Source organism: Paenibacillus sp. GCM10027626 (genome assembly GCF_042676285.1).
Taxonomy (GTDB): Bacteria; Bacillota; Bacilli; order Paenibacillales; family Paenibacillaceae; genus Paenibacillus_Z.
This window is the reverse complement of the sequence record NZ_JBHTHC010000011.1, coordinates 225079-241370: the sequence shown is the minus strand read 5'-3', so window position 1 is coordinate 241370 and position 16292 is coordinate 225079. Positions and strand designations below refer to the sequence as shown.

Sequence of the window (16292 nt, the reverse complement as noted above, 5' to 3'; positions counted from 1 at the left end):
CTCTTGATGAAAGGAGTGGAGATGGAATGAATAGAGCAAAAAAGATGATGTTCCCATATGGCTTTTTGCTGCCAAGCTTTATTCTGACCATCGTCCTGGGCATTTACCCGATAGGCTGGGCGATGCGCTATATGTTTTATGATTACAAAGGCTATGGCGAGGAACGTTTCATCGGGCTCGATAATTTCGCCCGGGTGATGGGCGATCATGAGTACTGGGATGCGGTGTGGAATACTTTTCTTTACGCTGGCGGCAAGCTGGCCTTGTCATTGCCGCTGTCTTTAATTTTGGCCGTAATTTTGAATCGGGGGATTAGAGGCAAAGGGCTGCTGCGGGCGCTGCTGTTTATGCCGACCATTATTAGTACAGCTGTAATGGCCGTTGTGTTCTTTACAATCTTTAATTCGTACAACGGGATTTTGAATCAGTTCTTGATTAAATACAAGCTTACCGCCGGGCTGATCGATTGGCTGGGGACGGATTATGCCATGCTGACTGTCATTATCGTTGCCGTATGGGGGGCGGTTGGCAATTATATGCTGCTGTTTTTGGCCGGCTTGCAAAATATCCCCCAGGATGTTTATGAAAGCTCTTCTCTGGATGGGGCTAACAAATGGCAGCAATTCCGCTACATTACTATTCCGATGCTGGGCCCGGTCATGCAGATGATCATTATGCTGGCGATCATTAATGCGTTGAAAGGCTATGAAAGTATTATGGTGATGACAGACGGCGGTCCTGCAGGCAAAACGAATGTCATGTTTCTATACGTCTATAAATTGTTTTTCCCGACGGCGGGAGGCGCAGCGGCGACCCAGGTTCAGGAGATGGGCTATGGCAGTGCCGTAGCTTTCATTACAGCGCTCATTGTCGGGCTGATTACGATTGCATATTTTTATGGTTCGCGGCGTTTGAACCGCAGCGGGTAAGGGGGGGAGCAGGATGAAATATGTATGGAAAATCGTACTTTGGGTGTTTCTGCTGCTGGTGCTGCTGTTGACCCTCTTCCCGATCGTCATCACAATACTGGGCTCATTTAAAACGAATGCCGAGCTGACGGCGGGCGCAACGCTGCTTCCGTCAAGCTGGGAGATCGGCAACTATGCGGAGGCATGGACGCAGGCCGGCTTTTCTACGTACTCATTCAACAGTCTGTTTGTTGCCGTTGCGGCTACAGCGGGTACGCTGATTGTGGCTTCGATGGCTGCTTATGTGGTCAACCGGATGAGCTTCGCAGGCAAAAAGATTTATGTCGGCATCCAGGCATTTACGATGTTTGTATCGATCGGCGCTGTTGTGCTGCGGCCGCAATTCGAGCTGATGATCAAGCTGAATCTGCATAATTCATTATGGGGCGTTGTTCTCATATTAATCAGCGCGCATGCGTCGGCCTTTTTTATTCTGCTAAGCTTCATGAGCGGCATTCCGCGGGAGCTGGACGAGGCGGCCCGGATCGACGGCTGCTCCCAAGGCTCGATCTATGTGCGGATCATTGTCCCGCTGCTCACTCCAGGGCTTGGCGTGGCCGGATTATTCGCTTTTCGCGGAGCGTGGAATGAATATTTGCTGCCCTTCGTCTTCACCTTAAGCAAGCCGCATCTGCAAACATTGACTGTCGGACTCGCCAATTTGAAATACGGTGTGTCGGCTGCTGCTCAAACGCACTATATGATGGCAGGCGCCTGCTTATCCATATTGCCTATTTTGCTGGTATATCTGTTTGCGAATAAATCGTTTATGCAGATGACGGCAGGCTCTCTGAAAGGCTGAATGAATCTGAAACTAACGCATGCAAAGAAAGGATGAAAATTGAGATGGAACTTCCTGTTATCGGCCCGCTGACATCGAGCGAGCGGATTAGACGGCATCCGGATAATCCGGTACTTGATGCGTCGCGTGTGCCTTACCCGACCGCATTGGTGTTCAATGCCGGGGTAACAAAATTTAACGGAAAGTATGTCATGATATTCCGCAATGATTACGGCTCCCTTGCCGATGAGACGATCAAGCCGCACCATACGACGGATCTCGGTATTGCCTTCAGCGATGATGGCATCCGCTGGGAGGCGGGACCGAGGCCGGTCTTCAAACTGCATGACGAAGAAGTTATCAGGGCCTATGATCCGCGATTGACTGTCATCGACGGGCGCTGCTACATGTGCTTTGCCGTTGATACGAAGCACGGCATTCGGGGCGGCGTCGCAGTGACAGACGATTTTGCTTCTTTTGAGATTTTGAGTTTGTCTACTCCGGATTTGCGCAATATGGTATTGTTCCCCGAACGTATTGGCGGTAAGTATGTGCGGCTGGAACGGCCGTTTACAGTATATAGCCGGAATGGCGTCGACCGGTTTGATACATGGATCGCCGAGTCGCCCGATTTGGTGCATTGGGGCAATTCCGATCTGCTGCTGGCTGTGGAACATGTGCCATTCGCCAATGACAAGGTCGGTCCGGCCGCTCCGCCGATCAAGACGAACAAAGGCTGGCTCACCACTTTTCATGCAGTTGATCTTGATCCGTCCAGAGGCAAGAACGGCTGGGAACCGAGCTGGAAGAAGAGATACAGCGCAGGCATTATGCTGCTGGATCTTGAAAATCCGAAGCGCATTATCGGCATGAGCAAGGAGCCGCTGCTTGCACCTGAGGCGCCATACGAGATCGTGAGCGGGTTCCGCAACAATGTCATCTTTCCCGGCGGAATGGTGCTTGAGAAGGACGGCGAAGTGAAAATTTACTACGGTGCGGCGGATACAGTGGAATGCCTGGCTACCGCTCATGTGGACGATCTACTTCAGCTTTGTCTGGAGAAGGAGTAACCGGCCCGGCAGGAAAAGCGCCCGAAAGGGTGCTTTTCAAAATGCCGCCGCATGCGGGTTAAGTCGTCAACCGCTAATAACAGAGTCGAATGAAATCGCTTGCAAATCAGAAGGGAAGGGAGTTCTGCAATATGTATATATTGAACCGACGCTGGAGCAAGCTCATCCTGTTGCCGCTGATCGCGGCCATGCTGGCCATATCCGCCCCAATCGTTCAAGCCATGCCCGCAGCGGCGGCAGAGAACGAGGCAGCGGTATATGCCTATCAGCCGTCTATCCGTTATGACGCATCTGTCAACTATACATTGAAAGTTAATGGGGTCGATGTCCCTGTAGTAAAAGCGTTCAACGATTACGATTATGCCCATTTTTCTGTATCGGAAGGAAAGGTTACCTACGAGGTGACGATTCTGAACACGGATAAGGTTCATGAATATGCGATTAGTCCGAAAAAGCTGGGCATACAGGCCAGCAAGGTGGAAGGGCGCACAATTACCTTCACGACAGAGAAGGATGAATATTTGATCGTGATGATCAACAGCCGGGCAACAAAGCTCGTTATCGCCGCCGACCCGATAGAGACGGATGTCCCGGCGCCATCGGGCACGGGAATCTATAACCTAGCGGAAGCGCCTTATCATGTAACCGGAAACGGGGAGAGGGACGGCGTAGCGGGGCGAACGGCAGTGTTTCAGCAGGCAATCGATGACGCCAGCGCTTATGGCACAGCGCAAGGTCAGGGCACCCAGGGCATCGTCTATGTGCCGGCGGGAACCTATTATATCGGCAACCTGGTGATGAAGAGCAATACGGCCTTATATTTGGCGCCGGGGGCAACGCTGGTCGGCACAGGCAAGACGGCAGATTACAAGGAGCACTGGTTTAAGAACTCTATGGGACGTCCGGCAACCTGGTGGATATCGACGGAATTTCATTCTTCCAACATTAAAATTTACGGCAGGGGAACGATTGACGGCAACGGCAAGGCGCTGCATGACGACAAAAGCACGAATGGCAAAGGGATGATCAACAATCTTGTCGTGCCAATCGCGACCGAAAACTTCACCCTGGACGGGATCGTCATTAGAGAATCGGCGGCATGGGCTGTCATGCCAGTCAGATCCAATGATTTGTTATTTACAAATATGAAAATGTTCAACAGTCTTAGTATGGGTGAAAATGACGGCATCGACATTGTCGAGTCGCAAAATGCGGTTATTCGTCATACGATTGGCATTGCGCTCGATGATCCTTATTCAACGAAGGCATGGAAAGAAGATACGGATATCGCCTCCGGCACTGTTCCGTGGCCGGGAAACCCCGAGCCGGTAGAAAACGTGCTGTTTGAGGATGCAATTGCCTGGACTTGGTGCTACGGCTATAAAATCGGGCAAGGGGTCATGCAGGATCAGCGCAATATTACGTTCAAGGACGCTGTTGTGTACAAGGCAGCCGTCGGCTTTGCAATCCATCACAAGTATGGGACTGGAGAGGTAAGCGGCGTCACCTTTGAAAATATCGATGTCGAAGACGTCGTTGGCAAAAATGAAGATAACAGCGCCTGGATGACGATGTTCACCGTGGAGAGCGGCAACAACGGGGTCGGGCCGATTACCGGCGTTAAGGTGAAAAATATTACAGTCCGGGACGCGGGCGAGAGCTTTGCCAAAATAAAAGGCATGGAAGGCGCAGAGATAACGGACATTACGTTTGAAAATGTTTATATGCCGGGCAGTACGGAACCGGCGACAACGCTTAACGAGATGAACTTTCATCTGCTTGAAAATTATAGCGGAGTAACGATCAAGCCGGTGCAAAACCCGGAGCCAAGACCGAGAACGAATCTGGCGCTGAATCAGCCGGCGGTCGCTTCCTCCAGCGACCTTGCGGAGGATACGGCAGCCTTGGCATTCGACGGTAATCCGGCTACACGCTTCACTTCCAAGCGCGGAATTGATCCAAGCTGGATTTATGTCGATCTGGGGGAGAAGCGGAATATTGACCGCGTCCATTTATATTGGGAAGCCGCATACGGCAGAAGCTATCAAATCCAGGTTGCCGATGATCCGGACGCTGAGGAAAATTGGCGTACTGTATACAGCACGACAAACGGAAAGGGCGGCGTAGAGGAGATTGCGTTTCCGGAAACAGAGGCACGCTATGTCCGGATGTATGGCACGGAAAGAGCGACAATCTATGGCTATTCACTGTGGGAGATGGAGGTATACGGTCCGGAAGTATTCGTAGATAGCATCGCGTTGGATAAGACGAGCGCAACTCTGGCTTTAGGCGATAGTATGCAATTGATTGCGTCGCTGCTTCCGGAGGATGCAACCAATAAGAAAGTGAGATGGAGCTCCAGCAATTCGGCGGTGGCGAAGGTCGATGCCAACGGACTTGTAACTACTGTAGGCATAGGGAACGCAATCATTACGGCCCGTACACAGAATGGAGAACTGAGCGCAACCGCTGCCTTCATCGTGACTGAGCCGGGAGAGGCGATGGAGAAGATTGCTCCGAATGATACGAATATCCGTTATATTGGGCGTTGGGAAAATTCAGCCGGAGAAAAAGCGGTTAGCTATTGGCCGGGTGCTTCCTTTCGGGTAGGTTTTACCGGGAAGAAGGCACAGTTGGCTTTGGATAAGCCGGCCGCAATCTATGCGCAAATCGACGACGGAGATTTCGTCCTTTATGATGGGGCGGACGGTACGATAAATTTGACGCCCTCCTTGCTTTCGGATGGCACGCACCGGCTGACCGTTGTTGCCAAAGATGTGCTGGATTCCATCGCCTTCAAGGGGTTGTACCTGGACAGCGGCGAAAGTACAGTTCCGCTGCCGGAAAGATCGCATCTGATTGAGTTTATCGGAGATTCGATCACGGTCGGCTACCGGATGCCGGATGTCGCACTTGATTCTTACGCCTGGCTTGCGGGAGAGGAGCTAAATGCCGACCATATGCAAATTGCTTACACCGGCATTTGTCTGCAGACGGGAATCGCTTGCTATACGCCCAATTCACTTGGTATGAGCGAGCAGTATTTCAAGCTGCGGACAGGGGACGATGTCAATTCGCCCGACTGGGACTTCGGGCGTTACGAGCCTGACGCAGTCGTCATCAACCTAGGTACGAATGATGACAAGTTCCAGGTAGGGGCAGCAACTTTTCAACGCACATATACAGATTTCCTTGCCCAAATCCGCGAGCGCTATCCGCATGCTCATTTAATCGCATTAAAGACTTTTGGCGGTTTTATGACAGAGCCTACGAAAGCTGCTGTGGAGGGACGGATTGCTGCAGGGGATGAAAAGGTACATTTCATAGATACGTCAGGCTGGGTTGATGCCTATCCTTCATCGGATTACTTTGACAGCTTGCATCCTTCCAAGGCAGGGCATGAGAAGATAGCGCGCCAGCTTGTGCCTGTGCTGCGGGATTATTTGGAGCAGGCTCCGCCGCTGGTCACCGTACCGGACGCGCCAACGCAAATTCAGGCGATCGCCGGAGATCGCAGCGCGACGGTTTCATTCAATCCGCCGGAGAATGATGGTGGCAATACAATTACTGGCTATGAGGTTGTATCATCACCAGATAACATTATTGCAAGCGGTGCTTCGAGTCCGATCATTGTCAAGGGATTGACGAATGGCACGCAGTATACGTTCACGGTTAAAGCCATTAATAATGTGGGGAGCAGTGCGACATCTTCGGCATCCAATGCCGTTACGCCAGCCGCACAGCAGCCGGATGGCGACACCAACGCTCCAGAATGGCAGCAAAATGCCAGACTTGCAGTTACGGATGTGACGGCGACGAGTGTGAAGCTGCACTGGCCGGAGGCAACGGATGATATTGGCGTGGCGGGCTATCGGATTTATGTGGATGGAGCAGTTCGGACAACGGTAACCGGAACAGTATATGAGCGGCAGGTGGAAGGCTTGACGCCAGGAACAGCCTATCAGTTTGGCGTTGCGGCCTATGATGCTGCCGGGAATGAGAGCCCCGCTTTAAACATTGCAGTGAAAACGCTGGAAAGCGGCAGCAATAGCAATGAAGGCAACGGTTGGGGCGGCTGGGTATGGTCCAATAACGCTGATTTGCGCGACTTGCAGGTACGCGCAGATGGCGTGGCGCTCACCTTGTCACCATCGTTCTCGGCTGGCGTGTTGGCGTACGCTGCAGAGACAACGGCAGAGCAGGCGGAGATTTTGGCAAGCGCGACGCATGAAGCGGCTGAGGTTACAATCGGCGGTGAGCCGAATGGCAGCGGCATTAAGGTGGCTTTGCAGGAAGGAGACAATGTGTTTGCAGTGAAAGTGCGCGCAGAGGACGGCACGGTGAAAACATATTCGTTGACGATAGTGCGTAAATCGCTTGATCCAGAAGTGCCGGGGCTAGAGGCCGGCGAACCGGATGAAGGCGCTGTTGCGTTTGCTGACATTGCTGGCCATTGGGCTGCTGATTCGATCATGCGAGCAGTTGCGCAGAAGATTGTGAAGGGCTACCCTGATCGAACCTTCCGTCCAGACAATACGGTAACGCGCGCAGAGTTTATCGTCATGCTGGCGAATGCGTTGCAGCTGGAGGGAGAAGGCGGCGAACTTGCCTTCACGGATCGCGACCGGATCGGAGTATGGTCCGGCAAAGCAATCGCGCAGGCAGTGGCGGCGGGCATTGTGAACGGCTATCCCGACGGCAGCTTCCGCCCCAATGCGGCCATAACGCGGATGGAAATGGCGGCGATGATTGCAAGGGCGCTTGATTTGCCGCTCACGGCAACGGCTGCCGGCTTTGCAGACGACAAGGATATCCCGCAATGGGCGAAGAGGGCCGTTGCAGCAGTGGAACAGCGGGGAATCGTAACCGGCCGTCCGGGCAGCAAATTTATGCCGAAGGCGATAGCGACTAGAGCCGAAGCGGCAGTGATGCTGATGCGGATGTAAGAAGCTTGCATCAAAAACTCAATTCCATTCATCGCCTTCAACATTAAAGACTTATAAAGCATCCCGATCTACGGCTGCATCAACCGCGGGGACCAGATGCGGGCGGTGCTGCAAGCATATACACCCCCGCCTGCCATAGACGCGGTAGGCGATGGATTCTATGCTATGGACATCCCGACAATGAATACGCTTATCCAATTACAAACTGGCCAATCCTTCCTTCCGACCTGCAAATTATCGATAAAAGTGCGGCAACGATTAATGATATTTGGAAAAAATCCATTGTAGGCGGAGAGAAAATTGACAAATTCTATAGTGACTGGATTACAAACAACCCGGATAAAGTCATTTATAACCGTGATTTCATTAAAATGATCAGTTGAAATAAATAGACTTCGTGTTAGGAGGATTCAAATTGGCTAATAGTTAGACGCTTCATGGGGGACGGGGCACTGGATCTAGCAAAGTTTCGCTATATCCAGTGCCTGAAGCATACGGGTTTTCCGATGAGTATACATTAACTGCGAATGGAACTTCAATCCCTCTGACAGAGTCGTTATTGCAGCAGACCCTGAGGAAACAGACCAGCCTGCAACAACCGGCGAAGGCATCTTTAATATTTCTATTGAACCGTACAATGTGAAGTATGGCCCAGCCCAAACCGAAGTTGAGTCTCGTACTACCGCGATTCAGCAGGCGTTGGATCATCCAAGCCGGTACGGCACAGTGCAAGGTAACAACGCTCAAGGCATTGCTTATATCCCGGCGGGAACTTATTTTATTTCAAATCTCGTTATTGGCAGCAACACCGCTGTATATATGGAACATTGAACTTGAAAGCCTTGAACAAGCGACTCACTAAAAGTTAAGTGAAAATTGGAAGCGCTTTATCTATACACGGCAAAACCAAAGATATTTCCGGTACCAGATGAGAATTTTAATAGAAGACAGGAGAATCTTGTATTCGCAAGACAGCTTTCTAATCTCATAATAGACGTATAATCCGGCATTTTTCTCGAAGTCGGGACCAGTCTTGCAAAATTTTTGTAGACGTCTGAGTACGGATCACAGTTGCAAGCGTTACCAAGGAGAAAGGGATAATTACACCAGCGGCGGGATTGAAGGGCTTCAAGCCGGATCAATATGACTACAAAGGTGGTGTTGCCATCGTGCTACGACTGGGGTAACGGAAATGGTTGCAGAAGCAAGAGACGCAAAAGTAAAAGCGGTGATTACATCAGCAGCAGACCCGCTGGGTGTAACAGATTGAGGTGACGATAGAAGATGGAGTGGAATGCTGCTCCCTTTTTCTTCAAGAGATAACAGGAAAGAGTAGAACTCAAATTTTAAAAGGAGCAAAAAAAGTGATAAAAAGTCTACGTTTGTTGCATGCGCAATCATTGTTGATTGCAGCGGTATTATTTACGATGGTCTTCTCGCTTGCTGCCCCTGCAGCAGCTCGGGCGGATGATGCCGGCCCATCCGCAACAGCCTCCTTGCTGCCGCCGCTGCCGGATATATATTTGTCCGACTTGAACTGGAAGGACGGCGCGACGATCGGCTGGGGAGATATAGAAAATATCAAAAAGGATAAATCGACAGATGGCAACACTTTGACGATCATGGGACAAACCTACCAAAAGGGCATCGGTACACATGCGACCTCCAAGATCGAATATGACTTGTTGCCGAACTATAAAAAGTTTGTAGCTATCGTAGGCATTGACGATGAAGTGAAGAGCAACCCGGACTCTGTAAAAGCCGATATTCGCTTCATTGTTCGCATTGACGATGAAGTCGTCGGCGATTCGAATGTTCTAAAGCTTGATCAAACCTATGCATTTCATATAGATATCCCTCCTGGCGCCAAGACTTTGACATTGGTGAGCGATAGAGTGGACGAAATCACTTGTGATCACGCAGATTGGGTAAATGCAGGTTTTCTGGTTGATGACCCTGAAGAACCTAATCCTTCCGGACCGTCCGAACCGGTTTATTTTAAAAGTCCTAACGCAGCCGTTACAGGTACAGTAGCCAAAAATAGCGAAGGCCGACTCGTCTATTCCGTTCAATTTCAAGGCGTTCCTGTCATTGAGGAGTCTTTTTTGGGAGTGAATGTGGATGCCAACAATATTGGCAACAGTGTCAAGCTGGGCGTTCCGTTGAGATCGGAACCGGAATCGCAGTCTTATGCCTGGAAGGGCAATCATTCAACGGCGATCGATCATCACACGCTGACACAGATCCCGGTGACCCACCTGCCGACCGGATTAGAATTTACAATCGAAGTGAAAGCCTACGATGACGGGATAGCGTTCCGTTATATCATTCCGGAAGGGGAGGCAGAGAGATCCATATATGGAGAAAGTACAAGTTTCTTGCTTCCCGAGGGAAGTCAAGTCTGGCATCATGCAAATGTGACGAATTATGAGGCTATATATAACAAAACAGCGGCAGAAGAAGTCCCTGCAGGTACCAAAATGACATTCCCTTTGACCGTCAAATTACCTGACAATCTCGGTTATGCGGCAATAACGGAAGGTAACCTTGTCAATTATGCCGGGATGTCGCTGATTGCTTCCGGCAATCGGACGTTTAAAGCTTATTTTGATAATAATGGAAGCATGAATCCTTGGAAAATCGCTGGTCAGGTGGTCACGCCCTGGAGGATTATTTCCATCGCATCAGATTTGAACGGCTTGGTCAACAGCGATATCGTTCCGAACACGGCCGATCCCCAATCTCCGATTTTCGATAATAATACGGATTGGATTATACCGGGATCATCTGTATGGTCATGGCTTGGAGGCGGTGGCGTTACTCCTCAAAACAGCAAGCTGTATATCGACTATGCTGCGGAGTTGGGGCTTAAGTATAATCTCGTCGATGATGCCTGGCAAGATTGGGGAGGCAGTGACATTGAGCAAAGCTATCAGTTATTGAAGGAAGTCGTAGACTATGGAAAAGCGCGTCATGTTGAGACCTGGGTGTGGAAACATGCTGAGAGGCTCTATGACAAAAACGAACGCAGCGATTTTCTGCAGAAAATGCACGAGCTAGGCGTTGCCGGGATAAAAGTTGATTTTATTGACGGGGAAACGCTGACCAAAGTGAATTTTTATAAAGCGGTGTTGGAAGAGGCGGCGGCGCTGCGCCTGATGGTCGATTTTCATGGCGCGAACAAGCCAACAGGTTTATCCCGCACATATCCCAACGAGCTTACCCGGGAAGGAATTTACGGGTTAGAGCAAGGTGCGCTTCCGTCAAGTCATCATACCACGCTCCCTTTCACTCGACTGCTGGCGGGGCATGGCGATTATACGCCGATCAGCTTCAGCGGCAGACTAGGCAAAACTTCGTGGAGCCATCAGCTAGCGACGGCAATTACGTTCACCTCGCCTGCGTTATTTTTCGGCGAGCATCCGGAACAAATGATGAAAAATCCGGCGATTGAACTGATCAAAAGCTTACCTACTGTTTGGGATGAAACGATCGTCCTTCCGGGAAGCGAAATTGGCGAGTTGTCAGCCTTTGCCCGGAGATCGGGGTCAACGTGGTATATCGCTGTCATGAATGGGCTGGATAAAGAGCGTTCAATGGAGATTGACCTGTCCTATCTGGATAGCGGCTCGTATCAGGCGGCGATCTATGCGGATAATCCGAACGAACAAGCAAGCTATGAAAAGGTGGACAAAGCTGTAAGCAAAAACGATACTTTAAAGTTTAATATGCGCGCTAGCGGCGGGTATGTGGCAAAGCTGTCCAAAATGGATATGGAACCGTACGGCGGCGGTTTTTTAGCGAAGCGCACGGTTTATTTGAAAACGGCCGGTACGGACAGTGAAGTCCGTTATACACTTGATGGCAGCGAGCCGTCCAGCCAATCCCCACTCTACAAGAACAGTATTGAGCTGACGAATTCCGCTGTTTTGCGTGCAAAAATTGTAAAAGGTGACGGAGAGGGCACAGAGCTGTCAGCCAAATTTAATAAATCAACGGTTCCCTACTTGCTTATTGACTATGACGGTAAAAGAGATTGGTTGAATGAAGAAGGCAAAGTAAGGTTCCTGACGAATGCGGGCGAAAGTGTATATGAGATTCGCTACACGCTGGACGGCAGTACACCTGCTCCAAATTCATTGCTATATACAGAGCCGTTTGTTCCTGATGCGGCACATGCTAATAAAGTGGTAATCAAGGCAAGGGTTTTTGTTAATGGTATCGCGCAATCGGAAACGGTGTCCAAAACATTATTCCTCTTTTCCAATCAGTTACCAGAACCGCCTTTGCCTGATATCTACTTAGATCAACTAGATTGGGTGAGCGCCAAATCAGATTGGTCGACAGTTAAAAAGAATAAGTCGATTGACGGCAATCCGTTAAGTGTAGCGGGTAAAAAGTATGAACATGGCATCGGTACGCATGCCGATTCCGACATTGTATATAACATTGTGGAAGGCGCCAAGCGATTCGTCGCCGTAGTAGGTGCTGATGATGAGATAGGCGATGAAAAAGGCGGAAAAGCCAGTATGATATTCCGGGTATTTGTGGATAATCAATTGCTTGCCGAATCGCCGATAATCGAAAAAGGGCAATACTGGTATTACAATGAGCTGCTGCCGGAAGGTGCTAAGCAAATTAGACTGAATCTGGATAAATATGATATTAACAACAGCGACCACGGTGATTGGGTCAATGCAGGCTTCGTTATTCAGTCCGATGTAAAAGTAACCAAAATTACAGTCAGCGGGCAAGGGAATGTAACGACCATTCCTAAGTTGCCAGGCCGCTTGCAGATGGAGGCTGCAGTAGAGCCGGAAAATGCTACGAACAAAGAGGTATCGTGGGCTACTTCGGATGAGCAGATCGCAGTCATTAGTCAGGATGGCATGCTAACGGCAAAAGCGAGCGGTCAAGTGACTGTCACTGCTACTGCACGAGATGGTTCGGGTGTAAGCGGTAGTACAACGATCACGATATTGAATAGCAATGCCGCTTTAAGCAGCGTTGCTGTCGGTGGACAGCCGCTTGCAGGCTTCAAGCCGAATCAGTATGACTACGAGGTAGTACTGCCATCAGGTACGTCTGTCGTACCGGAAGTGGCCGCAGCGGCAAGCGACGCCAATGCAAAGATAGTCATTACACCGGCTACGGGCTTGCCGGGAGTGACGACGATTGAGGTAACGGCGGAAGATGGAGTGGCGAAGCAAATGTACCGGATCAGCTTCAAGCTCGAAGGGGAAGAGCCGCAAAGTAGAGAAGCGACGCTGAGCAGTATCTCCGTGGATGGCAAACCTCTTTCAGGCTTCAAGCCGGATCAGTATGACTACGAGGTGGTGCTGCCATCGGGTACGACTAAAGTACCGGAAGTGGCCGCAGCGGCAAGCAATTCCAAGGCGAAAGTGGTCATTACGCCGGCTACGGGCTTGCCAGGAGTGACGACGATTGAGGTGACGGCGGAAGATGGAGTGGCGAAGCAAATGTACCGGATCAGCTTCAAGGTAACGCCGCAGCCGTATGAGCCAGGCCCGATCTGGATTCCGCCTGTTGCAGATGAAGGAAGCAAGAAGGAAGGGGAAGTAGCAGTCAAGCCGGAACAACTGGCGCCGCGCGAAGGAAAAGCAACGGTAGAAGTACCTGCCGGTACGAAAACGTTGAAGCTGCCGCTGCATACGGCGGAGCTGCTGGGCGAGGGCATGCTGGAAGTGAAGCTGGATCAGCAGCTGACCCTGACCGTCCCGTCCGAGGCAATCTGGCAATTGGCGGATCAATGGAAAGCGGCAGGCGGAGCAGATGGCGCGTTGATCCTGCAAGTGACGCCGCTGCCGGAAGGCGATGCGCAGGCGATGGCAGCCAAAATCCGGAGCACATTGCAAGCGGATGTTCGCTTGGCAAGCCGCATATATGATGTGAGCTTGTATATCGTTTCGAGCGACGGCAAGCGAGAAACGCTCATAAGCTATCGTCCGCCGTTTGCGCTTCGGTGGGAACTGGACGAAGCGGTCGATCCGCAGCTGTCGGGGGCGTACCGGATCGCGGAGGATGGGACGCTGGAGGAGGCGCCGGGGACAATCGGCGGCAAGGAAGGCAGCGCAGCCCTTAATCGCCCGGGGAAATACGGAGTACTGGAGATTACGAAGCGATTTGACGACGTCGCTCCGCAGTACTGGGCGGCCCCTGCGATCAAGTCGCTGGCAGCGAAGCAAATCGTAACGGGTACGAGTGCAACGACCTTCGAGCCGGAGCGCAGCGTCACCCGCGCGGAATTCGCGGCACTGCTGGTACGGGCGCTGAAGCTGGAGTTGAAGGGCGGGCCAGAGCTGACCTTCACCGACGTTAAGCCGGGCGACTGGTATGCGGAAGCGATCGCCATTGCGGTGCAGGCGGGAATCGTCAAAGGAAAAAGCGCGGAGAAATTTGATCCGCATGCGCAAATCACGCGCGAGGAGATGGTTGTCATGCTGATGCGGGCCTGGGAGCTGATGGAAGGCAAGGTATCGGCAGGAGCGGTTTCGACATTTGCCGATGAAGGCGATATATCGGCCTGGGCAGCGGCATCGGTGAAGGCTGCCGCGGCGCAGCAACTGATCAAGGGACGCGCAGCAGGCATGTTCGCTCCACAGGGAACGGCTACCCGTTCGGAAGCTGCGCAAGTCATCTACAATTTGTTGAACCAGGTTGCGTTTTAATGTTCTAGAGGTGTGCCTTGCCGATCGATTTTCGGCAAGGCATATCCTTCATATAAGGCAAAGCGCAATGAAAATAGCCGATTCTAGCCTCGCTTGCTTCTGCCTTGCGAGGCCAATTCAGCTTTGCTCGGACCTAAGTAGTAACAATTGGTTAAAAGGAGCTGCGAAATGTATAAAGTACTGCTTGTAGATGACGAGGCGGATGTTAGGGATGGCCTTCTGCAGGAAATGGATTGGACAGCTTGCGGCTTTGTCGTCTCTGGAACAGCGGAGAACGGAAAGGATGCCCTGGAGCTTGCGGAAAGTCTCGATCCTGATATTGTTATCACAGATATCAACATGCCGTTTATGAACGGTTTGGAGCTAACTGAGCAGCTAAAGAAGCTCAACCCGCTCTTGAAGCTGATTATTTTGACCGGCTATGACGAGTTTGATTATGCCCGTCAGGCTGTCAGGTTGAATGTTGATGAGTATTTGCTCAAGCCGTTCTCCATTGAAACGCTAAAGGAGCTTTTAATCAGAATCAGGAACATCATTGAAGAAGAAATGATGCAGCGAGAAGATATCAGGCGGCTGCAGGAGCATTACCGCACCAGCCTGCCTATGCTTGGTGAGTCATTTTTGGCCTCTTTACTTACACGCAAGCTGCCGAAGGCCGTAATCTTGGATAAAACGAAAAGATACGGCCTTCGTTTGTCCGGAGAAGCCTATGTCGTGGCTGTTGCAGCACTTCATCCAGCGGAAGAAGAGTCTTCCGGCGCCTCTGGTCAATCGCTCAGAGCGTCCGGCGATGTGGATTTGATGCTGCACGCCATGCTCAATATTGCTCAAGAGATATGGGAAGCACAGCAATTTGGCAATGTGTTTGTCCATCAGGATACCCTTGTACTAATTGCTGGCGGCGATGGAGATGACTCGTGGTACACCCGATTGCAGGATACACTGCAAAATGTATTGCGCAGCATTGAGCACTATTTGAAGCTATCGGTCACCATAGGCATGGGTTCTGTAGCAACGGAGGCGACTCATTTGAAAAACTCCTTTACCGATGCGCTCCTGGCACTGGATTACCGGCTTGTGTATGGATCAGGCAAGATCATTAATATTAGCGACGTGGAAAATCGTGATGGAGAGAAGCTGGGGCTGGATGAGTTGAAGGAACAGGCCCTTATTCGCAGCCTGAGGGTTGGGACGACGGAAGAATTATACAACGCCGTTCATGCAATCTTCGCAGAGCTCTATGATTCTTCATGTGCATACAGCGACATGCAGGTTTATTTGCTGGAGGTGGTCACTACGGTGCTCCGTACGGCCAAGGATGCCGGTGTGCAGCTTGATACACTATTCGGCACAGGCTTTCAATTGCAAACGGAAATATTCAAATTTGCCGGTTTACAGGAAATGCAGGCCGGATTTTATGAAATTTGCAGCCGAATCATGAGTCACATCGCTACACGCCGCCAATTCACCTATAAAGAGCTTGTTAATAAGGCAATACGCTTTACGAAGGAGAATTACATGGACCCGGCGTTGTCGATCCAGAAAGTATGCGCTTATCTCCATATTAGTGCGAATTACTTTAGCGGCGTGTTTAAGAAAGAGGTCCGTTCAACCTATGGTCAATATTTGATGGGCATTCGAATGGAGGCCGCTAAGGAACTGCTCCGCTCTACAGAGCTGAAAGCGTACGAAATTGCGGAAAAAGTCGGCTTTACTGAACCCAACTACTTCAGCTTTTGCTTTAAGAAGGGAGCAGGCGTTTCGCCGAAAGAGTACCGTAGCCGCAGCGTTTCCGGGGAGTCTGTGCAGCCATGAAGGCAGCTTTTGGGCGGATAGTC

6 protein-coding genes are annotated in these 16292 nt (G+C 50.9%); all 6 read left to right on the top strand.

Features of this window, described 5'->3' with window-relative positions:
• Nucleotides 1-26 precede the first annotated feature (26 nt).
• The 6 genes from ACFQ0N_RS21840 to ACFQ0N_RS21815 all read left to right on the top strand — a co-directional run bounded on the left by ACFQ0N_RS21840 (nucleotide 27) and on the right by ACFQ0N_RS21815 (nucleotide 16269).
• A complete protein-coding gene (locus ACFQ0N_RS21840; RefSeq protein WP_379330138.1) occupies nucleotides 27-929 on the top strand; it encodes a carbohydrate ABC transporter permease in 903 nt (300 codons plus the stop codon).
• 13 nt (nucleotides 930-942) lie between these two features.
• Nucleotides 943-1770: a carbohydrate ABC transporter permease gene (locus ACFQ0N_RS21835; protein WP_379330136.1), complete on the top strand. Its 828-nt coding sequence runs from the start codon at nucleotides 943-945 to the stop codon at nucleotides 1768-1770.
• A gap of 44 nt (nucleotides 1771-1814) precedes the next feature.
• The gene (locus ACFQ0N_RS21830) at nucleotides 1815-2819 is read left to right on the top strand and encodes a glycoside hydrolase family 130 protein (protein WP_379330134.1); all 1005 of its coding nucleotides are present in this window, start codon (nucleotides 1815-1817) and stop codon (nucleotides 2817-2819) included.
• Nucleotides 2820-2950: 131 nt separating this feature from the next.
• The gene (locus tag ACFQ0N_RS21825) at nucleotides 2951-7765 is read left to right on the top strand and encodes an S-layer homology domain-containing protein (RefSeq protein ID WP_379330132.1); all 4815 of its coding nucleotides are present in this window, start codon (nucleotides 2951-2953) and stop codon (nucleotides 7763-7765) included.
• 1364 nt (nucleotides 7766-9129) lie between these two features.
• Nucleotides 9130-14454 (top strand): NPCBM/NEW2 domain-containing protein, encoded by a 5325-nt coding sequence (locus ACFQ0N_RS21820; RefSeq protein WP_379330130.1) that lies wholly within the window; start codon nucleotides 9130-9132, stop codon nucleotides 14452-14454.
• 168 nt (nucleotides 14455-14622) lie between these two features.
• On the top strand, nucleotides 14623-16269 hold the full coding sequence (locus ACFQ0N_RS21815) for a response regulator (RefSeq protein ID WP_379330128.1): 1647 nt from the start codon (nucleotides 14623-14625) through the stop codon (nucleotides 16267-16269).
• Nucleotides 16270-16292 lie beyond the last annotated feature (23 nt).

Bases quoted from the DNA above. Each gene is read 5' to 3' on its own strand.
- ACFQ0N_RS21840 (WP_379330138.1), top strand. From the start codon at position 27: ATGAATAGAGCAAAAAAGATGATGTTCCCATATGGCTTTTTGCTGCCA.
- ACFQ0N_RS21815 (WP_379330128.1), top strand. From the start codon at position 14,623: ATGTATAAAGTACTGCTTGTAGATGACGAGGCGGATGTTAGGGATGGC.
- ACFQ0N_RS21830 (WP_379330134.1), top strand. From the start codon at position 1,815: ATGGAACTTCCTGTTATCGGCCCGCTGACATCGAGCGAGCGGATTAGA.
- ACFQ0N_RS21825 (WP_379330132.1), top strand. From the start codon at position 2,951: ATGTATATATTGAACCGACGCTGGAGCAAGCTCATCCTGTTGCCGCTG.
- ACFQ0N_RS21835 (WP_379330136.1), top strand. From the start codon at position 943: ATGAAATATGTATGGAAAATCGTACTTTGGGTGTTTCTGCTGCTGGTG.